At 47.5% G+C, this 21,197-nt stretch carries 20 protein-coding genes; 16 read left to right on the plus strand and 4 right to left on the minus strand.

Features of this window, described 5'->3' with window-relative positions:
• The first annotated feature begins 4 nt into the window (after window positions 1-4).
• Genes traK through ABDD94_RS07025 form a run of 11 tightly spaced genes read left to right on the plus strand, consistent with a single transcriptional unit; the run spans window position 5 to window position 12,674 of the window.
• Window positions 5-619, plus strand: coding sequence for a conjugative transposon protein TraK (traK, locus tag ABDD94_RS06975; RefSeq protein ID WP_345955236.1), 615 nt, complete (start codon window positions 5-7; stop codon window positions 617-619).
• Window positions 597-1,016 (plus strand): hypothetical protein, encoded by a 420-nt coding sequence (locus ABDD94_RS06980; RefSeq protein WP_345955237.1) that lies wholly within the window; start codon window positions 597-599, stop codon window positions 1,014-1,016. The genes traK and ABDD94_RS06980 overlap by 23 nt, the downstream gene beginning before the upstream one ends.
• A gap of 4 nt (window positions 1,017-1,020) precedes the next feature.
• Window positions 1,021-2,202: a conjugative transposon protein TraM gene (traM, locus tag ABDD94_RS06985; RefSeq protein WP_345955238.1), complete on the plus strand. Its 1,182-nt coding sequence runs from the start codon at window positions 1,021-1,023 to the stop codon at window positions 2,200-2,202.
• Window positions 2,203-2,204: 2 nt separating this feature from the next.
• Entirely contained in the window at window positions 2,205-3,041 is an 837-nt protein-coding gene (traN, locus tag ABDD94_RS06990; RefSeq protein WP_345955239.1) for a conjugative transposon protein TraN, read from the plus strand.
• Window positions 3,041-3,307 carry a hypothetical protein gene (locus ABDD94_RS06995; RefSeq protein ID WP_345955240.1) on the plus strand — a complete coding sequence of 89 codons (267 nt, stop codon included), beginning with the start codon at window positions 3,041-3,043 and terminating at the stop codon, window positions 3,305-3,307. The genes traN and ABDD94_RS06995 overlap by 1 nt, the downstream gene beginning before the upstream one ends.
• Complete coding sequence (locus ABDD94_RS07000; RefSeq protein ID WP_345955241.1) at window positions 3,297-8,831, plus strand: DNA methylase; 5,535 nt, start codon at window positions 3,297-3,299, stop codon at window positions 8,829-8,831. Before ABDD94_RS06995 ends, ABDD94_RS07000 begins: the two co-directional genes overlap by 11 nt.
• 32 nt (window positions 8,832-8,863) lie before the next feature.
• A complete protein-coding gene (locus tag ABDD94_RS07005) occupies window positions 8,864-9,331 on the plus strand; it encodes a hypothetical protein (protein WP_345955242.1) in 468 nt (155 codons plus the stop codon).
• A 24-nt stretch (window positions 9,332-9,355) separates the two neighbouring features.
• Window positions 9,356-11,377 carry a type IV secretion system DNA-binding domain-containing protein gene (locus ABDD94_RS07010; RefSeq protein WP_345955243.1) on the plus strand — a complete coding sequence of 674 codons (2,022 nt, stop codon included), beginning with the start codon at window positions 9,356-9,358 and terminating at the stop codon, window positions 11,375-11,377.
• A gap of 30 nt (window positions 11,378-11,407) precedes the next feature.
• Window positions 11,408-11,821, plus strand: coding sequence for a hypothetical protein (locus tag ABDD94_RS07015; protein WP_345955244.1), 414 nt, complete (start codon window positions 11,408-11,410; stop codon window positions 11,819-11,821).
• Window positions 11,822-11,826: 5 nt separating this feature from the next.
• Window positions 11,827-12,264 (plus strand): hypothetical protein, encoded by a 438-nt coding sequence (locus tag ABDD94_RS07020; protein ID WP_345955245.1) that lies wholly within the window; start codon window positions 11,827-11,829, stop codon window positions 12,262-12,264.
• Window positions 12,261-12,674, plus strand: coding sequence for a M23 family metallopeptidase (locus ABDD94_RS07025; RefSeq protein ID WP_345955246.1), 414 nt, complete (start codon window positions 12,261-12,263; stop codon window positions 12,672-12,674). The genes ABDD94_RS07020 and ABDD94_RS07025 overlap by 4 nt, the downstream gene beginning before the upstream one ends.
• Here ABDD94_RS07025 and ABDD94_RS07030 read toward each other — a convergent pair.
• A complete protein-coding gene (locus tag ABDD94_RS07030) occupies window positions 12,637-12,870 on the minus strand; it encodes a hypothetical protein (RefSeq protein WP_345955247.1) in 234 nt (77 codons plus the stop codon). The two genes, ABDD94_RS07025 and ABDD94_RS07030, sit on opposite strands and share 38 nt — an antisense overlap.
• A 60-nt stretch (window positions 12,871-12,930) precedes the next feature.
• On the opposite strand from ABDD94_RS07030, the gene ABDD94_RS07035 reads away from it, so the two are divergent.
• From ABDD94_RS07035 to ABDD94_RS07055, 5 genes are all read left to right on the plus strand, one after another.
• The gene (locus ABDD94_RS07035; RefSeq protein WP_345955248.1) at window positions 12,931-14,133 is read left to right on the plus strand and encodes a zincin-like metallopeptidase domain-containing protein; all 1,203 of its coding nucleotides are present in this window, start codon (window positions 12,931-12,933) and stop codon (window positions 14,131-14,133) included.
• A gap of 6 nt (window positions 14,134-14,139) precedes the next feature.
• Window positions 14,140-14,922: a DUF4099 domain-containing protein gene (locus ABDD94_RS07040; RefSeq protein ID WP_345955249.1), complete on the plus strand. Its 783-nt coding sequence runs from the start codon at window positions 14,140-14,142 to the stop codon at window positions 14,920-14,922.
• Entirely contained in the window at window positions 14,922-15,548 is a 627-nt protein-coding gene (locus tag ABDD94_RS07045; protein WP_345955250.1) for a hypothetical protein, read from the plus strand. The genes ABDD94_RS07040 and ABDD94_RS07045 overlap by 1 nt, the downstream gene beginning before the upstream one ends.
• Window positions 15,549-15,572: 24 nt before the next feature.
• Window positions 15,573-16,046: a PH domain-containing protein gene (locus ABDD94_RS07050; protein WP_345955251.1), complete on the plus strand. Its 474-nt coding sequence runs from the start codon at window positions 15,573-15,575 to the stop codon at window positions 16,044-16,046.
• 123 nt (window positions 16,047-16,169) lie between these two features.
• Complete coding sequence (locus tag ABDD94_RS07055) at window positions 16,170-16,397, plus strand: hypothetical protein (RefSeq protein ID WP_345955252.1); 228 nt, start codon at window positions 16,170-16,172, stop codon at window positions 16,395-16,397.
• 347 nt (window positions 16,398-16,744) lie between these two features.
• On the opposite strand, the gene ABDD94_RS07060 is transcribed toward ABDD94_RS07055, so the two are convergent.
• The 3 genes from ABDD94_RS07060 to dinB are packed head-to-tail and all read right to left on the minus strand — an operon-like array spanning window position 16,745 to window position 21,096.
• A complete protein-coding gene (locus tag ABDD94_RS07060) occupies window positions 16,745-16,978 on the minus strand; it encodes a hypothetical protein (protein WP_345955253.1) in 234 nt (77 codons plus the stop codon).
• An 11-nt stretch (window positions 16,979-16,989) separates the two neighbouring features.
• Window positions 16,990-19,932: a DNA polymerase III subunit alpha gene (dnaE, locus tag ABDD94_RS07065; protein WP_345955254.1), complete on the minus strand. Its 2,943-nt coding sequence runs from the start codon at window positions 19,930-19,932 to the stop codon at window positions 16,990-16,992.
• A 6-nt stretch (window positions 19,933-19,938) separates the two neighbouring features.
• Entirely contained in the window at window positions 19,939-21,096 is a 1,158-nt protein-coding gene (gene dinB, locus ABDD94_RS07070; protein ID WP_345955255.1) for a DNA polymerase IV, read from the minus strand.
• Between the last annotated feature and the right edge of the window lie 101 nt (window positions 21,097-21,197).

A 21,197-nucleotide genomic window follows, 5' to 3' on the forward strand; every position in this document is an offset into this window, starting at 1 on the left:
TTTTATGATCGTAAAAAATATCGAAGCCAAAATAAGGCTGGCGACCTGGGTAGCTGTGGGCAGTTTTTTGACCTCCATCGTTTTGTCGGCTATTTGCTGCTTCTATGCTTACCGCCAGGTCAGCGATGCCCGCAAAAGCATTTACATCCTGAGTAATGGTATTCCATTGCAGGCTGGTCAAACGGATATGCAGGTTAACCGCCCGGCAGAGTACCGCGCAGACATCGACCTGTTCCATGCCCTGTTCTTTTCGCTGACACCGGATGATAAGTATATCGAGTACCAGTTAAAAAAGGCGATGTACCTCGTAGATGAATCGGGCGTTGACCAGTACAATAATTTGAAGGAGAATGGTTTTTTCAACTCCATTCTGTCTTCCAGTTCGGTCATTACGCTGCAAACGGATTCGATCTCATTGGATATGACCAGGCGGTATTTCCGCTATTTCGGCAAGCTGAAGATCGACCGCCGCAGTTCGACGGTCATCCGTTCGCTGATTACCGAAGGATATCTGAAAGATATTCCCCGTAGCGATAATAACCCGCATGGGGTGCTCATTGTGAACTGGAAAACACTTGAAAACAAAGACCTCGAAAATGTTCAGAAGAATACGTTCTAACCGCGATCCCAGGGATACGCTGTATAGTGAATTGAAAAAGGAATTTTCGGTCTATGCGGATAAAGGCAGCCGGTTCAGTCAGGAGTTGGCTGCCAAATATCCGCGCTTGCTGTTTTGTTTAATGACGGCGCTATTATTGACTTCGGCTTTGCTGGCTATCCTGCTTCATCCTAAAATGGTGTCACAGGAAAAGCCCAAGGCCATGCCGCAAAGCGAAATGTTAAACAACGGTTTTGATAATATCCTGGCAGCAGGTGCGGCACTAAAGACAACCATTCATTTAAGGCGGCAGGTAGATAGTATTACCGCTAAACAAGTTTTGAATAAATCTGACAGTATCACCCTGGTGCGCGATCTCGACAGCCTGCAGCACATCCGTCTCACCTTACCCCATTAGCATTATGCAAATCAATTTAAAACAACCCAAATACATCCTGCCGCTGATCCTGCTGCCTTTCCTGTGTTTGTTCTTCTTTGTTTATCACAGCGGCTTTGCCGCCAAAAAGACGGAAGATAAGCCGGTAAATGGCATCAACACTTCCGTAGGCCAGGTATCCGGCGATGTACAAAAGAAACAGCTGGAAGATAAGCTGGACGCTTACCGAAATACTTATAAAGAAGGCGACGGCATGACCGCCGTTAACCCATTGCCCTCCGAGAAAACAAGTAATCCGGCCTTTCAAAGCAGCTATTCAGACAAGGAAAAGAAAATGCTGGATTCGATCAATGAGGCGATGAAAGCCAAATACGCGCAAAGTCCGGCAGGCGCATCGGTGCACAAGCAGCCTGTTAATAATGACCAGGCCATGCTGGCAGCACTGAACGGTTTAAAAAACCGCCGTCCCGCTGAAAACAGCGCAGCCAATGATCAAAAGGTTAAAGACCCAATGGAAACCTTCCGGCAACAGATGGCCTACCTTGATAGTATGAACAAGGCTAACGACCCGGCTGTCAAAGCCGAACGGCAGCAGTCTGAGGCGCGGTCTAAAGTTGCCGCGCAAAAAGCAGCCGAACCCAAATTAGCGGTGAAGCTGGCAGATGCCTCACCATCGGAATTTAATACCGTGCTGCCTGAAAAACATCCGGACTTCATTAAAGTGGTGATCGATGAGAACCTGACGGGTTATGCCGGTTCGCGTATTCGCCTGCGGCTTTTGGATGATATTGATGCCGGGAATTACCGCATCCCCAAAGGAACCTATTTATATGCGCTGATCACCGGCTTTTCCGGGCAGCGGGTGGAACTGACGGTCAAATCCATTTTGTACGAAAATAAAATATTGCCGGTCAAATTGCAGGTGTACGACCTCGACGGGCTTTCCGGGCTATATGTGCCTGAATCGGCTTTTCGGGATTTTACCAAAGACCTCGGCACCAATACCGTGCAGGGTGTGACTATTGACGGTGGCGGCACCGGATCGGTTGCCAGTCAGTTTGCAATGAGCACGGCCAGTAAAATGTTTGAATCCACTTCATCTGCCATTGCCGGGCTGATCCGTAAGGATAAGGCCAGGATCAAATACAATTCTTACCTCTATTTAATCGATAACGAAGCGCTCGAAAAAGCGCAGCAACACTATTAACCATGAAACGATTACACCTTTTTCTTGCCGTATTTATGGCAAGCCTGCACAGCTATGCCCAATTAACGCCATTCGCCGAGGGCGTTAAAAAGAATTCCCTGCCAATTGTTTACCTGCCCGAAAACGTATCCGTGCAGTTTATCTCACCGGAGCCGATCCAGTACGTAGACATTTCCGCCAAGTCGGTTATCGGCGACCTGCCACTAAAAAATGTACTGCGCATCCGCTTAAAGGATTCAGTGAATTCGGCAGATGCGGTGATCACTATAGCGGGTGAAAAATTTATTACCCAATATCATGTGATCAGGGCGGATTCGATAACGGCCAGGGATGCCAGAACGGAAATTGCGATTGATCCCGGTAACACTCATCCACTGGATATTTCGGGTATCGGGCTTTCGCAAAACCAGTTAAAGCAAATGGCGCTCAACCTCTTTTGTAAACGGCCGTGGCGGGCCATTGAAAAAACGAAAGCTTTCGACTTGAAAGCAGAACTATACCATATCTATACAGCCGGGGATTATGTATTTATCGACCTGGGTTACCGGAACAAAACGAACCTTGCCTACAATATTGAAGACTTCCGTTTTCACATCGATGATAAAAAGATCACCAAGGCTACAAATGTGCAGTCAGTGGAGCTCAAGCCCGAATTCATTTTATTTAACAACCCGCTTTTTCAAAAGACCTACCGCAACATCATCGTCCTAAAAAAAATAACCTTTCCCGGAAATAAAGTGCTGCATATCGAATTGAGCGAAAAGCAGATTTCCGGCCGGGTGATCAATTTGAATATCACTTACCAGGACGTGCTCGATGCGGATACAATCCCCATCTGATGAACCCATTAAAGCTACTGGAGCCGGACGAACGCGAGCGATACGATTATTTGCAGGAGGTCTTCGAGGAGGAATTTGAGCAAACCCACCTGGCTTTTCATGTCAGCGGCATCCTCATTTATGAGCTGCTGAATTTGCTGGCGGTATGCAAGTACTTGTTTGATGAGTTCGGCTTTCCCGAAAGCGAGGACAGCCGCCTGCTGCGCTACGCCGTTACCGGCACCATTGCCGAATACCTGGAAGGAGATCAGAATCATGGCTTTTAACAGTTCAAAGAAGCTGGCCGGGAATATCGCAGCCCTGCGTATTGCCTTATCCGGCCAGGAAAGCTACAACGATAAAGAAATTGAAGTGCTGAAAAGCTACGCGGGTTTCGGCGGTTTAAAAGCGGTCCTGTTTGGCGCGGGGCCGGTGGAAACCTGGGTGGAGCAGAACGCCTCTGCAAATGACCTTCGCTTGCACCCGATGATGGTGGAGCTGCACGGACTGTTGCAGGAAAAACTATCGCCTGCCGATTACAAGGCGGCCATTGATGCGGTTAAAAGCAGCAGCGATACCGCATTTTACACACCGGAGTTGCTGCCTGCTGCTTTATATGAGGCCATGCAGCAACAGGGCATTATGCCTTATCGTTTGTATGAGCCGAGCAGCGGCGCGGGTATCTTCATCACCGAAGCGCTTAAAGCCTTTCCGGATTTGCAGGAGGTCAACGCGGTCGAAAAGGACATCCTGACCGGCAAGGTGCTGATGGCGCTCGCCTTGACTTTGCCGGTAAACAATATCGTTCAGGTTCGTGGTTTTGAGGAAACAGCCCCGGACGAAAAAGGCAAATATGATTTTATTACCAGCAATATCCCCTTTGGTAATTTCAAGGTATTCGATCCGGCCTACCAGGGCAGCGCGGTAACCAACAAGATCCATGACTATTTCTTTGCCAAAGGCCTGGATAAATTAGGTGACGGCGGCCTGCTTGCATTTTTGGTGACGGATGCTTTCTTAAATACGGCCTCCAATACCCTGGGGCGCAAGCATGTATTTACATCGGCAGATTTTATCAGCTTGTCGGTTTTGCCGGATAACCTGATGAAGGATACCGCCAACACGGAAGCGCCAAGTCATTTGCTCCTGGTTCAGAAGAACGACAACAAAGGAGCTTTTACCCCAACCGAATTACTACTGATCGATACCGTCGAACAGGAAAATAGCTTTGGTAAATTTTCCGTCAATGCTTATATCGACCGGCACCCTGAACTAAGTTTGGCCGATACTATAGGGGAAGGCAAAAACCAGTACGGCAAGCCAAGCCAGCGGATTTGGCAGAAAGGCCCGTTGGAGGACATCAGGCAGCAACTCATTGAACAGGTCGCGGAAGGTTTAGCTGCAAATTTTGATCTGGACAGGTGGAAAGCCTTACAGCAGCGGTTGGCTGATGAGCAATCGAAAAGCAAAACTGAAAGTAAAACCGTGCCGAACGCACGGTTTTTTACTTTTCAGGATATGCCTGCAGTACAGGCCTCAGCAATTTCCGGTCAGGGACAATTGGGTCTGTTCGACGCCCCGACCCTGAATAATGACCAGGCGCAGGGTTATTTATCTGACCTGGATAAGGCCTTTGTAGATCCGGCAACCGGCAGGCAGATAAGCACTATCCGCACTACCACCAGGCTCGACCATGACAGTATTGTTTTGATTACCGCGCAGGCGAAACAATCCGGCCGCTACCTGTATAAGTTATTCAGCAATGTCCAGGAATTAAGTTTTTCCAATAAATGGGTCAGCGGCAATACCCTGACTTATGAACTTAAAGCTTTATCTGCAAAACTGAAATATTTCGGCCATGATTTCCGCTATGAAGGCGACCGCAGTTTGGAACCTGCTTTTGAACTACTGCCTGACAGGCCGGTGCCATTTACCGCTATCAAACCGTTTTATAAGCGGGATACCTTAGTGATTCATGAAGGCAAAGCCGGTCTGACCGGACTGATCCAGAACGCTCAGGCAGATTTCCAGCCTTTTGATCAGCAAACCGACCTCCCTTTTTTTAGGCAATACATTGGTCTGCGCGACAGCTATATGGAACTGTATGCGAAGGAAGCGGAAACTTTACAGGTGCAGCCGCACTTGCGGTCAATACTCAACCGGAACTATGAAAGCTTTACCGGCAAATATGGAGACCTGAATAAGGGAAACAACCGGAAACGGATATTACTGGATGCCGCTTTGGGTTTCGTGGCACTCTCATCATTGGAGCGCCGGGAAAACGAGACCTGGACCAAAGCCGATATCTTTTTTGGCCCTGTATTCCCGCAGCAGGAAAACCTGCATACCGATGATCCGACCGAAGCATTGGCACGTAGCCTGAATGATAAGGGTATCGTTGACCTGGATTATATGAGCACCATGACCGGGCTGGATGATTTCGCGATCATCCGCCAGCTGGATGGCAAAATATTGATGAACCCAATCAACCGCACCTGGGAAACCAACGATAGTTACCTGTCCGGTAATGTGGTGCAGAAATTAGCGTTGGCGGAAAGGGCAGCCGAGACGCATCCCGATGATTTGCAAATTGCACGAAGCCTGACAGCGATCAGTCGGGTACAGCCGGAAAAGATACCCTTTGAATTATTGGATTTTAACCTGGGCGAACGCTGGATGCCGGTGAGCTATTACCAGCAATTTGCCAGCGACCTGTTTGGCCTGGACACGCATATCGAATACTTTTCTTCTGCGGACAGTTTTAAGGTTACCTATAAAAACGGCAATGCCAAAACCGACGAGGAATTTGCCATCATGCCGAAGTCCGGCATCAAAATGAAGGGCGCGGCGCTTTTGGAACATGCGCTGGAAAACACCAGTCCTTATTTTAGCTATAAAGTAGGTTCGGGTGATACAGCGGTCAGGCTGCCGGACAACGAGGCCATCCAGTTAGGACACCAGAAGATCGAGTCTATCCGCAGCCGGTTTGAAGAATGGCTGCGCGAATTGCCTGGCAGTGAAAAGAACAAAATAGAAGCGCTGTACAATGAAACTTTCAACTGTTATGTGCTGCGTGAATATGACGGCAGCCATTTAGCTTTTCCGGGGCTTGACCGAAAGGCACTGGGCATCGAAGATTTGTACAGTTCGCAGCGAAATGCCGCCTGGCGTATTATTCAGAACCGGGGCGCGCTGATTGATCATGAAGTGGGTTTGGGCAAGACCCTGACCATGATCGTTGCCGCGCAGGAAATGAAACGTTTAGGTATCGTCCAAAAGCCGATGATCCTGGCGCTCAAAGCCAATGTGGGGCAGATCAGCGATACCTACCGCAAGGCTTACCCACAAGCAAAAATACTGGCACCCGGTGAAAATGATTTTACCCCGGTTAAAAGGCAAACGCTCTTTCACCAGATCAAGAATAATAATTGGGACTGTATCATCTTAACACACGACCAGTTCGGCAAGATCCCGCAGTCACCCGAAGTTCAGCAGGAAATATTAGAAGCCGAGCTGGATAATATTCAGGCCGACCTTGATACCCTCAAATCCCTGGGCGGCGAAGTTTCGCGCTCGATCCTCAAAGGGTTGGAACTGCGCAAGAAGAACCTCGAAGCCAAATTAGAGGGTGTATTATATGGGCTTGAAAACAAAAAAGACACCGGCATCGACTTCCTGGAAATGAATATCGACCACCTCTTTGTGGACGAATCGCATAAGTTCAAGAACCTGACCTTTACCACCCGGCATAACCGGGTGGCCGGTTTGGGCAACCAGGATGGCAGCCAAAAGGCGTTGAACATGCTGTTTGCGGTAAGAACCTTACAACAAAAGTTTGATGCTGACCTTTGTGTTACTTTCCTATCAGGTACGCCGATCTCCAACAGCCTGACCGAAATGTATTTGATCTTCAAATACCTGCGGCCGAATGAACTTGAACGGCAGAGCATCAGCAACTTTGATGCCTGGGCTGCGGTATTCGCCAAGAAAACTACCGACTTTGAATTTTCGGTCACTAATCAGATTACGGCTAAAGAACGTTTCCGTCATTTTATCAAAGTACCTGAGCTGGCGCTTTTTTATAACGAGATCACCGATTATAAAACGGCGAAACATATAAACCTCGATAAGCCGGAGCTTTCTGAAACATTAGTAAATATTCACCCCACACCTGACCAGCAGGACTTTATTAAAAAGCTGATGAAGTTTGCGGAAACGGGCGACGCGACCTTATTGGGCCGCCCGCGCCTGACCGCCGAGGAAGATAATGCAAGGATGCTGATCGCCACCAATTACGCCAAGAAAATGTCGGCGGATATGCGGCTGATTGACCCGGAATATGAAGACCACCCTGATAACAAAGTGAATGTTTGTGCCCGTAAGGTTGCCGAGATCTATCACGAAAGCACACCTCATAAAGGAACCCAACTGATTTTTAGCGATATCGGCACCCCTAAACCGGATGAGTTCAATATTTATGATGCGCTTAAGACCAAACTGGTCAATGATTTTAATATTCCTGCTCACGAAATTTCATTTATCCATGACTGGCCGGACAAGAAACGGCCCGAGATGTTTAGAATGATGAACAACGGCGAGATCAGGATACAGATCGGCAGTACCGAGAAATTAGGTACGGGAACTAATGTGCAGGCAAGGGTATTGGCTATGCATCATTTCGACACCCCGTGGCGTCCGAGCGACCTGGAGCAGCGCGATGGAAGAGGCGCGCGGCAAGGGAACTGGCTGGCGAAAAAGTTCTACGATAATAAGGTACTGAACTTTATTTATGGCGTTGAGCAATCATTGGATGCCTATAAATTCAATCTGCTCAAAAACAAGCAGACCTTTATTTCACAGATGAAGAACTGCGAGCTGAATGTGCGCACACTCGATGAGGGCGCGCTTGATGAAAAGAGCGGCATGAACTTCTCCGAATACATCGCCATCCTTTCCGGCGACACCACACTTTTGGAAAAGGCAAAGGTAGAAAAGAAAGTAGCGCAACTGGAGGGCTGGAAATCGGCCCATTTTCGCGAAGTCGCCCGTAACCGTTACAGCCTGGAAGCCGCCGGGAAAAGACTGGGCGAAATCAAAGGCACGATGGATAGCCTGTTCCGGGACGAAGCCCTGTACAATTCGCAGTTAAAGCATAACAAAGAGGGCAATAAGCTGAACCCTATACAATTGACCGATTTTCCATCTGCAGATGCCGAAGCTTTGGGCAATAAGATTATCGCGCTCTATCGTGGCTGGCAGCCCGGTAAAGGCGAACCCGAGGAAAAACGTATCGGGACTTTATACGGGTTTAACCTTTATATCCGGCAGCAGCGCGAAGGTTATGAAGATCAGGGTTTATTTAAATACCGGATGCAAAATCACCTGTTCGCCGAAGGGCCTGGTGGCATCAAATACCAGAGCAATGGCGGGAACCCTAACATCGATAATCCCAAGCTGGCCGCGCGCTATTTCCTTAATGCCATTGATAAAGTCACCGGCTTACGGGAAAAATATGAAAAAGAACAAACCGAATTGCTTACAGAGGTTCCGACCTTAACGGAACTCAGTCAAAAGACCTTTGAAAAGGAACAGGAACTGGTTGAACTGAGGGTAGACCTGCGCAGGCTTGAACAGGAGATCGCAGCCAAGATCAGGGAAACGCAAATGAAAGTGGTGCCAGAAGAAGAACAGACCGAAGAACTGACCGAAGAGCAAACACCAACTGATACACTTGATCATTCCGAAAACCTGCGGACCCTGCGCGCCGATGCATTGGGCCAGGATGATTATCCCGCCCAGGGTATTTTATAAACCATTTATTTTCTATGATCTTATTTGAGCATTTGCGCTGCCCTCTGCACCGCTATACTTTTTCAGTTAAACCGGTAAGGCAATGGGTGGAAAAGCGCTGCGAGGGCCGGGTGCTCAACCTGTTTGCAGGCCCGACCTTGCTCGATGTGGATGAGGTTAGGAACGACCTTGATCCTGTTATGCCTGCCGATTATCATCTCGATGCTTTAGAACTTTTGCGAAACTGGTCAGGAGAAATGTTTAATACGATTTTACTCGACCCTCCCTATGCAATAAGGAAAAGCATGGAGTTGTATAAAGGCAATATTTGCAGCCCGTTCCGGCAACTGAAAGACGAAATACCCCGCTGCCTGTCGCCGGGCGCTATCGTAATCACCTTTGGCTACCACTCAATCGTGATGGGGGCGGGTAGGAAATTTTCACTGGAGCGCATTGCCTTGTTTAGTCACGGCGGCGCGATCCATGATACAATTGCAAGTATCGAACGCTTTAACCCTTGAATTTTACTTTTTTCAATTTTTGTTATGGAAGAAACCCACGAGCAGCATAAGCTTCATGGTTTTATGCAATGCCTCATCTATGTGTCCATTGCGCTCGAAGCCGCCATCTTTGTTTATAAGCAAGCCCCGTTCTGGGGCTTTTTTTATGGGCCAATTGAAAAGCTGAGCCATGTCGTCATTTACAGTAATTTGCTGTACAGTAAGCTGGCGACTCTCTTTTTGATCTGCCTGGTCAGCATTGGCACTTTAGCCAAGAAGAAACAGGAACTTGACCCGAAACTTCATATCCTTTACCCGCTGGCTTTAGGGCTGTTGCTGTTTTTTGGTGCGGCGTTTTTGTACGGCCGGGTTGGTGCCTTAGCATTCATATATACCAGTTGGTGGGATCTGGCCTATATGCTTTGTTCGCTGTTCGGGGCTATTCTGATCAGCGTTTCCATGGATAATGTTTCCAAAATGATCCGGTCCGGTTTAGGTAAGGATATCTGGAATGTCGAGGGCGAAAGCTTTATGCAGCCGGTAAAGCCGGTGGTTACGCCTTATTCCGTCAACATTCCGATGTTGTTTTATTTCAAAGGCAAAGTCAGGGATGGGTGGATTAACATCGTAAACCCGTTCCGGGCTACGATTTTAATTGGTACGCCGGGGTCCGGCAAATCCTTTGGTATTGTCAACCCCTTTATTCGGCAATTTATCGCCAAGGAATTTTGCTGCTGTGTTTATGATTACAAATTTCCGGATTTAGGAAAGATCGCTTATTACCATTATTTGCTGGCCAAACAGCGGGGCAAGTGCAAAAAGCATGAATTCCATGTGATTAACCTGAATGACGTTGAGCGAAGCAGGCGGACAAACCCCTGGCGGAATGATTATCTGAAGACCCTGGCGGATGCTTCCGAAAGTGCGGAGGGATTGGTGGAAGCCATGAAGAAGGGCGACAAGAGCGGTGGCAGCGACCAGTTCTTTACACAGTCTGCGGTTAACTTTTTAGCGGCTTGCGTGTACTTTTTCAGTAAACATGCCGGTGGTAAATATTCAAGCTTACCGCATGTACTATCATTTTTGAACCATTCTTACGAGGATATTTTTAATACGCTGTTTTCGGAACCGGAACTGGTTTCCTTGTTATCGCCTTTTAAAACCGCTTATGTCGCCAAAGCATTTCCGCAATTAGAGGGGCAGATCGGTACGCTGAAAATATTTATATCGCGTTTGGCCACAAAGGAAACCTTCTGGGTTTTCTCCGAGGACGATTTCAATTTAAAAATATCCGATAAGGATACGCCGGGTATGGTCGTATTAGCCAACGACCCCAGCACACAAAATATCAATTCGGCCTGCTATTCCGTAGTGATGAACCGGCTGACAAAACTCATTAACAGTAAGGGTAATCTGCCGTCGGCCTTAATCATTGACGAAATTCCAACTTTATATATTTATAAAATTGACAACCTGCAAGCAGTTGCGCGGTCGAACAAGGTGGCAATTTTGATGGGTTTACAAGAATTACCGCAGTTTAACCAGCACTACGGTAAAGATACTGCTGCTACCATTACCGCAGTAGTAGGCAATGTGCTTGCCGGTTCCGTCCGGAATAAGGAGACCCTCGATTGGCTGGAACGGATATTTGGTAAAAACAAACAAATTGGCGAAAGCCTGTCCATTGACCGCAATAAAACATCCACTTCCTTACAGGAAAAGCTGGAGCCATTGATCCCTGCGGGAAAAATGGCCTCCTTGAATACAGGGGAAATGGTTGGCCTGATCGCGGCGGATGTGCAGGAAGTGTACACCGGCAAGTTTGAAACATCGGCCATTAACTGTAAAGTGAATTTGAATGCCGCTGAGCTTTCCGCCGAAGAAGCGGGATATCGCGATTTGCCCGTCTATTATGACTTCGGGGGGCGCAAGGACGAAATTCTGCGGGAGAACTTTATGCGCATCAACAGCGAGGTCGATGCCATAGTCGAAAGCTTCCGCAAACCGATCCCGCAAGTACAGGTGCTGCCCAAAGGCAGCATGAAGCCGATCCCACGGCCTAAATAATCCAGTCGATCATTTTTAAACCATTTTCTCATGAACAAACACGACGAACTCTCCGGCACCTTAGTGCTGGTACACCCTCAATTATTGACCGACCCCGCCGAAAAAAAGAACCAGATCGGCATCATTGCCTCCGCAGAGATCGAAAACGATAACGTCATCGTCAGCTTTGGCAACCATGGGCAGGCATTGTTTTCAGCTGATGCATTGCTGGTTTTGAAAAAACCCGCCAGTATTCATTTTGACACCATGCAGGACCATCTGAAAATGAATACACAGAACTTTAAAGACCTGCTGAGGGTCGGTATGCTCGCCAATTCAAACTTAACGAAGGATCACAGGCAGGCGATTGAAATTTCGCGCGATAACCCTGCGGTGCTGGCCTACAGCATGGTGTCGCTGGAAGAAGAACTGGGATTGAAGCAGGACTATAGCGTGAGCCGCTGAATGACATGAACGATTTAGATTTCTTTAAAATTTCTGGTGCAAATGACAAGCTGCGGGGCGAGGTGGTATTTGTGCATCCTGAACTCTTCGCTGATCCTTTGGGCAAGCGCAACCAGGTAGGCGTGATCAGCGAAGCCGACATCGCCCTTGATAATATTTATGTTGACTTCCGGGATAAGGTCGGGCTTTTTTCCGCCGATGCCCTGTTTACTTTTCTGCGTTCGGATCAAATACAGGATAACCTCGTGAACCTGTTACAGGATAAGACGTCCGTGGAATTCAGGGCATTGCGGAGTGTGGAGCTGCTGGTGCGCTACGGCGATGTGACTGAAAAAATCAAAGCCATGCAGACGGCCCGTGACTTCCCGGCTATTCAACCTATGTGCGTCGAAGTCTTAAAAGATCAGATTTTCCGCGACATCTCTAATCAATACGGACGGTGATTAAATTATTTTACTGCTGCTTGCTGGCGTTGCCCCTGCGGCACATGGTATTAACATCAGGCTATGGTTACAGGGTTCATCCCGTCACTGGGCAGTTCTGTTTTCATTCTGGCGTTGATCTCCAGGCCAGGCATGATACCTTATTTGCGGTGATGCCGGGCCACGTCGCCTTTGTTGGCTATGACCGGTTGACGGGGTTGCATATCCGCCTGGCAAGCGGTGACTTTACTTTGCTGTACGGCCATTTATCGCAGGTTTTTGTCTTAGCTGGGGATTCCGTTAATTCCTATACCCCATTGGGCATTACGGGTTCATCTGGTCGCGTGACTGGCGAGCATTTGCATTTCAGCGTCAGCTATCGGCAGGTTCCTGTCAACCCGCTGCTTTTTTTAAATAGATTATTACATTAACCCCCCCAATTTGTTCCCAGCCTGTCATTTTCCAGATTTGCTGGCCGTTTACGCTTTCCCGCTGATAATAGACCTGGTAGCCCTTACCTGCCAAATCTATATTGAATTTTAACTCTTTAATGTCGCCCTTACCCGCAATCATGTTGCCGATCATACCATCGGCGGCTTGTCTTAATAAATCAAATTGTTCCATCATCAAAAATAAAGAAAAATGAGTACACCTTTTAAACCTCTGTCCGAACAGATCACAGGAAAAATGATCGCGGACCTGAAAGCCGGAACTTCTATCTTTCAACGGCCGAACAACAATTTAAACTCGGCATTGCCGTTCAACATCGAAAGCGGCCACCGTTATGCGGGCCCGTCGGCGCTGATCCTTTTAATGCAGAAGCGGGACGACCCGCGCTGGGGCACCTCTAACCAGGCTAACCGTAACCATACGGCGGTAGTCAAAGGCGCGACCGGCTCACTAATCCAGTTTATGTCCAATTATGAATACCAGAAAATGGTGGACGATGAAGGCCAGCCCGTTTTAAAAGAGAACGGCAAGCAGCGTACCGAACGGATCAGGCTGGAGGAACCCAAACAGGTCGATGCCTGGCTCTTCAACGGCGAGCAGATGCGCAATATTGAAAAATGGGAAAAAGAACCTAACATCCTTTCACCCGCTGAACGTGCCCAGGTTATCCTGGATAATAGCAAGGTGGTGATCGAAAATGGCGGCGAGGATATGTTCTATGACCGCCAGCTGGATGCGATCATTATCCCGGAAATGGAGCAGTTTGCCAGCCCGGAACAATATTATGCCGAAGCGCTGCACCAGTTGGCGCACCGCACCAATGCGGTGGAAGCATTGGACCGTCCGCCGGCTGGTAATGATCCGGGCGGCATGATCAGTGAGGAACTGCGCACTAATTTAGCTTCTCTGTTTTTGAGCAAGGAACTGAATTTACCGTATGGCCTGAATGACCATGTTGGCTATGTGCAAAGTTGGTCGGTGATGATGAAAGAAGACCCTGCCGAATTGTTTAAAGCCGTATCTGATGCGCAAAAGATCGTGGATAAAATTTTAGGATTTGAGCAGCAGATCGAGGAAAAACAGGAAGTCGAACAAACTCAGCAATCAGAAACAGAAATTGGAAGAGTAGCAGAAAATCAAATAGATACACCAAAGATTGATCTCACCAAACTCACCGAAGGCGAGGTAATCCCCCATAACGGCACCGAGTTTAAAGTGGTTAAGGCCCAGAAGAACAACGTTTACCAGATGCAGGATTTAGGAAGTGAGCGCAAATTCAAAATGAGTTCCAAAGATGTACTGTTTAACGAGTTGCTGGATGCCCGGAATAACTCACAGGAAGTGTCTTCCAGCCGGGGTATTTCCGCTGAAGAAGCTGCATATCATGAAACCGAGGCCGTTGATCAATCCCTGGATGAACAATACCAGATAGAACGCTAATCCGCTATGATAAAACAACAATTCAAAAGAGAGGAACTCCCGATGGAGGAACTTCAAAAATTAGGGCTGGCCGATTGGAATGTCCTGCACATCGACGATGACGACCTGGCCGCTTTGCTGAATGGTCGCCGGACGGATATGCTGCGTTTGGAAAATCTGGAACAGCAGGGTTTGCATATCCCGGCATTGGATGCGAAGCTATCGCTGCGCCGCAATGAAAGTGGTGGTGTCGAACTGTTGGCGCACCCGATCTATAAATTCGCCGAAGGGCCGGAATACCTGACCGACACCGAAATTGAAAGCCTGGAAAAGGGCGAAGCCGTGAACGTCGTAAAGACCATTAGTGACGGCGAAGGCGATAAACGCGAAGTGCTCGTCGAATTTGATAAGGACACCAATGAGTTTATTACAGTTGATACCGGGAAGATTTTTGCACCAGATGAAATTAACGGCATCCCGCTGACACAGCAGCAAAAGAAAAATTACCGTAAAGGTAAAGAAGTCGAAACCGAAGACGGTACGACCATCCAATATTCTGCAAAAGACAAACAGGCTATACGTGCCGATCGTTTGGCTTTGATCGCTTCTGTGCTGATCGATGGCGGTGTTTCTTATATATTGTTCAAAGGGTTAAATGCCTTGTTTAACAGGAAGCAGGAGGCAGCACCGGGCAGGAACTTTCATAAGGCTTTGGAAAAACTCAAAGAAGCGGAAGCAAGACAGGCCGCGCCAACTGCACACTCAGAACAAGGTGAGGACGAGGAACAGGCAGAAACGATCAGCCGCTGATGCACCCTTATTTTACCCGTTTAGGTATCAGGCCGGAAGTGCAACGGTTCTTCCGGCCATTTTATGATTCGGACGCTTTGGGTAACCTGGTCTTTGCTTATAGTGACGGAATGGAACACTATGGTTTTGCTTTTCATCGGGTACCAGTGACGGATGGGTTTTGGCTGGCGGGAAATCTGCAATTTTCGCAAGTCCGGCTGGTCATCCTGTCCGCTTCGGCACTCGACGCCGTTTCCTGGCTGAACAAAAAGGCGGCTGCCTTTCCGCAAACCGAAAATTTGCTGTTCGTGAGTTTGGGGGCAGGTGTGAGTGAGGCAGTTTTGTTGTGGATCAGGGCGCATTTGGAAGGTAAAGCCTTCCGGCTGTTGTTTGGGCTGGATGTTCTGGGCGGCATAGCTGATGTGAAGCTGGCAGCTGCAATAAAGGGCTGGCCTTTGTCGGTCTATTTAGGTGCAGGTGAGCAAGTGACTGTCAGTTTTCGTTCCCGCATTTTTTCTTTCAGACAGGAAAACTTCAGCCTGGCCGCTTTCGAGAAGGCAGCCGGGATACGGTTTGGCGTGGCCACCGACAAACCCAAAGTGTATAATTCTTTTTTTGACGAGCTGAAGGCGGAAGCCGGGCTTTAGATCTGATTAATCTTTTTAATTTATATGGAATCATTGATAATTGATGAGCCGCAGGTGATCATGATCCGGCCGGCGGCGATTTTCGCCTTTGTTCATGTTTTGGCTTTTATGCTGTGCAGCCTGGGCTTTTTGTTGCTGGCCTGGCGTTACTGGCCGGGGCTGGTTTGGATCAGTTTGCTGTCGGCTATATCCGGACTTTACCGCTTTTGGTTTATCCGCTCCGTTCGTTATACCATCACACCGGAGATCATCCGCATTAAGCGGGGTATCTTTTTCAAACGCACCGACCAGGTTGAGTTATACAGGGTCAAGGACTACATTTTAACGCAGCCATTTTTATTACAGGTTTGCGGATTGATGAACCTCACACTGAAAAGTACCGACCCGGAAAACCCCGTTGTCTGGCTGCGCGGTATTCCGGCTTCCAACCTCGTAGATACCCTGCGCGGCTATGTACAGCAGGCCCGGCTGAACAATAAAATTTACGAGATCAATTAAACTTTTTTGTTAAAATCCTTTCTAATAACTAATTAAATTAGTATCTTTAAATATAAAACATGAGGGTATTTTTGCCAATTTGCCCGAGGTTGCTTAGCAAGGAAATCCGATCATTTTACTGTAATGAAAACGTTTGTTTATTTGGTATTTACCTGTTTTATTTCTACCGGTGCGTTTATGGGTGCCCTGTATTCCAAAACACCCTTCCTGCTGTATGCCGTTGGCTTTGGGGTTTGGGCGCTGTTCCTTTGGGGCGTTTATCGCCGCATGAAAAAAAATGATGAGCGCCGTGATATGGAGCGTCAGTTTCAGAACTATATGCGCTACCAGCTGCGCAAGCCCGGACGCTGAAAAGATAATTAACAGGACCCGCTGCCCCAGCGGGTTTTTTGTTTTCCCAAATTTCAGGATATATGCCGAACTGGTGCTCGAATAGCGTAGTGTTTTCCGCAGCAGAGGACAAGCTGAAGATGATTCGCCAATTATTTGCGGAGAAATAGCGCAAAAAAGCAGCGACGACATTTACCAGCGGCTGCGCTGATCACTCATTTAAAGGAATTTTTGCTATTTTTGTACCATTATATGCTTGCATCCTTGCCGGCATTGTGATAAGGTTTAGGTTGAAAGCCCCGGGCAGCAAGTGCATCGGGGTTTTCTATTTTAATACCGTTCCCTTTGAAATTCGTCCGGTTGCGAAATCACCAAATCTGTTTTCTTAAATGCTCGCCTATAACATGCAGATCCTGCGCAGTATAATAAGGAGTGCCAATCGGCTGATAGGTGCCATTTTTTTGCCTTGAGATATAACCCTTGAAGCAGCCGCCTACGGTGATCATAAAACAGGGGCCGGCTTCACCCGGCATTGCCTTTTTGTCAAATTGCAGTTCTAATTCCTGGCCTTCTATCGGGCATTTTATATTGATTCTATCCATTTTATATCAGGTTAAGAAATGACGGGATTGGGCAAAATTGGCAGCTTGGCAAATTTGAGTACCTCCAGGCTGGCAAACCCGAATTCAGCAACCACTTTACCGAGTATTAAATAACATCCTTTTCCACGAAAAGGGTAAACGGGTGTCCTGTTTGGAAAATGTACGGTATCAAAGGTGTTCCCCTCAACATCCAAAAAATTGCCGAACCACATTTTCTGATTGTTTTTGGTATGTACGGTTTTCTCACAGATATACTGTCCGACCATTCTTACGAGCTGACCCACATGATTGATCAGATCATTGGCACCGACTTCGCCACGATATTCGGTCTGCAACAAATCAAACATGGTCATACTTAAGGGAAAACCGAGCAGTTCCAGTTCATGGTAAGCATTTTCCAGTTGGGTATTTACCAGTACAGGTAAGGAATAGTTTTTTGCCTCCAGGCAAAACAGTTCCGCATTATTGTTGGGTTTTGCTTTAGCGCCCAGTAAAAGATGTATCGCCCACAATAATTCCTTTTTGCTTTTCCCGGTAAACCGGAGCGCACCTACGCGAATAAGGGTAATCGCATGTTCCAGACCGATCCCTGTTCTTTTTACAAAATCCTCCAGGCTCTGATAGAGTCCATTCCTCCGGCGTTCTTCAGGTATTGATTCGATGAAGGTCTCATTCAAACCGTGAATACCTACAAAGCCGAGGTAAACGTCCACCCCAATTATATTGACAATACTGTCGCTGTTATTTACACATGGCAGATGTACGATCCCTCCCGACCGCTGCAACTCCTGTACGTATAGCGCCCGGTCATAAAATCCCCCGTAATTATTTAAAACCGCCACCATGAACTCCCTTGGAAAGTAAGTTTTCAGGTACAGACTTTGATAGCTTTCCACCGCGAAGCTGGCAGAATGTGCTTTGGAAAAGCTGTAACCGGCAAAAGAGGATACCTGTCGCCATACCTCTTTCACTACGTCTTCCGGCCTCCCTAGCGCCATCGCTTCCTGGTGAAACCTTTCCACCAGTCGGTCAAATTCTTTTTTTGACCGGTACTTGCCGCTCATTCCACGTCTTAAAATATCGGCATCTGTCCCATCCATCCCTGCAAAATGAATACAAACTTTAATTACATCTTCCTGGTAAACCATCACGCCATAGGTTTCCTTTAATATTTCTTCCATGACGGGGTGCAGGTATTGCACGCTATCGGGGGCATGATGATATTTGATATAGGTGCCCATCATGCCCGAACTGGCCACACCCGGCCGGATAATAGAGCTGGCGGCAACCAGCACCAGGTAATTATCGCAACCCAGTTTCCGGTTGAGCTGTATCATCGCGGGCGACTCGATATAAAAGCAGCCCTTGGTATTCCCGATCTTTAAATTGGCATTTACTACCGGGTCTTTCATAAAGTTTTTGACCTGGTGAATATCGATTTTGCACTGCTGATTTTCCGCCACCAGCTGAACGGCCATCTTGATATGACCGATACCCCTTTGGCTCAGGATGTCATATTTATCAAAGCCTATTTTCTCAGCTTCGTACATATCCCACTGCACTGTCGCCATACCTTTAGGCGGCAGGTCAAGCGCGGTATAGTAAGTGATCGGCTCTTCCGTGATCAGCACCCCACCCGCATGAATGGAACGCTGGTTGGGCATATTGGCCATTCGCTCGTAGATTGCGGTTATCTTTCTAAAAGCTTCGTTATCCCTGTTAAAGGCTAATCGCGTAGTGTCCGTAAAGCCGTCGATCTCAGACTTCGGTAAACCCATGACTTTACCGATCTCCCGGATAATACTGCGGTCCTTAAAAGTCGACATCGTACCGAGTAAAGCGGTATGCTGGCTGCCATACCGCTTAAAAATATAATCCTGAACATCTTCCCGCTCGTCCCAGGAATAATCAATATCAAAGTCAGGCGGAGAAGTACGCTGCGCGTTCAGGAACCGTTCAAAGTAAAGGTCAAGTTCGATAGGGTCAACATCCGTTATTTTGAGACAATAGGCTACTATGCTATTGGCCCCGGAACCTCGCCCGACATGGTAATAACCCTGCGAACTGGAATAGCGGATAATATCCCAGGTGATCAAAAAATAGGCACAAAAGTCAAGTTCATAAATGACCTTTAGTTCATGCTTAACTCTCTTTAGAGCTTCCTTGTTGGATTTACCATACCGGTATTCCATACCGCTAAGTGCCAGTTTCTCCAAAAGCTCCCGGTCATTTTTCTTGTTACCGGTAAAGGTTTTTCGATTTAGGTTTACCCTCCCTTTCGGGTAATCCATCTCACAGCGGTTCATCAGGTTGCGGGTGTTGTCCAGTATAAAGGCATACCTCGAAAATTTCGCTTCCAGCTGACCTGGTGCTAAAAACATATCCGTCGCGGCACATTTATCCTCCGGCGTGACTTCTGTAAGTACCACATTCAGATCAATACCCCGCAGGTATTCATGTAACCGGTATTCAATTTTATCTGTTATAAAGACAGGCTGCAGAGCCAGCAGTTTATCCCGGATTCCACTGAGATCCTTGTTGAATAAACTATTGAGCTGGTTATAGCGGATGCCCAGGTATTCGTTTTCATTCAGTGGCTCCTGATGCCCATAGGGATAAACAATAAAGGAATTTACAAACACCGGCGCAAGATCAGGTAAGGGCTTTTGTTCCAGGTTATGCTCCGTCAGGAAATCATTCAACTCCTTCATGCCCTCCTTATTCCGGGCGATCCCAAAATAAAGCAGCCGTTTATCCCGCCTGAATTCCATGCCTGCAATGGGCTTAATTCCTTTTTCTTCACATTCCCGCATAAATTCCATGATGCCGGTCGAATTGTTGATATCCGTAAGCACCATTTGGGTCACGCCCCGCGCAATAGCCTCTTCCACCAATGCCGGGATCGACATGGTGCCATAACGAAGGCTATATTGGGAGTGAACGTTGAGATACATAGCTACTTAAAGATTGATATTAATACCGGAAGCGAGTTTGATGGAATCAGGGCCGAAACGTCGGCGTATCTTGTCCATTGCCTGGCAAAGACTATATTGTTCTTCAGATTCAGCATACAGGTCGATCTGTTCGAAACCATTCACGAGATTAGACAAACGAATGCCCACCAGCCTGATCAGTAACCTTTTTTGGTAAGCCGCCTTAAACAGCTCTTTCACTTTTTTGATCAGCGGCCCGTCTAAGGCGGTATAGGGAATTGTTGCCTGTTTGGTAACATCCTCGCGGGTGGAATATCGAACGGTCACGGTCACACAAGCGGTTTGTTTCTTTTTCTGACGCAGTTCAAAAGCCAGTTCCATCACCATCGAGGTCAGCAGGTCGTTGATGGCTGCAAGGTCGATACTGTCATTTTTGAAGATGGTTTGCGTTCCGATGGATTTTTGCTCCTGATAGGGTATGATTGGCGAATCATCGATGCCCTTAGCTTTTTGTAAAAGCCAGATGCCGTTTTTCCCCAGGATACTGTTCATGTATTCCGGGTGAACCTGTGAAAGTTCATAGATCCGCTTAATGCCCATATCGCTCAGTTTGACAAACGTTTTGTCCCCTATGCCGGGAATTTTGCGGATGGATAAGGGGTTCAGAAAGGGGCGTACTACTGCCTTTTCGATATTCAGTTCGCCGTTTGGCTTGCATTCATTGGTTGCCATTTTGGAAACGGTTTTATTGACCGAAAGCCCGAAAGAAATTGGCAGTGCGGTTTCCTTCATCACCTTTGCCCGTAATTCTTTGGCGTAACGCAGCGTACCGAAATGCCTGTCCATGCCGGTCATATCGATATAATGTTCGTCTATGCTGGCTTTTTCAATGAGCGGCACATTCTCTTTAAGGATTTCCGTGATCTCGTGGGAGGCTTTGGAATATTCATCCATGTTGCCCTTGATCCAGATGCCGTGAGGGCAAAGCATTCGCGCCATACGGGCGGGCATGGCAGAGTGGATACCAAATTTACGTGCTTCATAACTGCACGAGGCCACCACACCACGATCCGACAGGCTTCCGATGATCACCGGTTTGCCTGTTAGTTCTGGGTTTTTACGGACTTCAACGGATACAAAAAATGCATCCTGGTCCATGTGGATGATCTGGCGGTCTGTGCTCATTTTGCCTCGGATTTTAGTATTAAAACTTCAGTGTTTAATCATTATATAACTTTGCTTTTATTCGTTCCAAAAACGGATAACAAAACTAATACTAAAAATAT

The organism is Mucilaginibacter sp. PAMB04168 (genome assembly GCF_039634365.2).
Taxonomy (GTDB): Bacteria; Bacteroidota; Bacteroidia; order Sphingobacteriales; family Sphingobacteriaceae; genus Mucilaginibacter.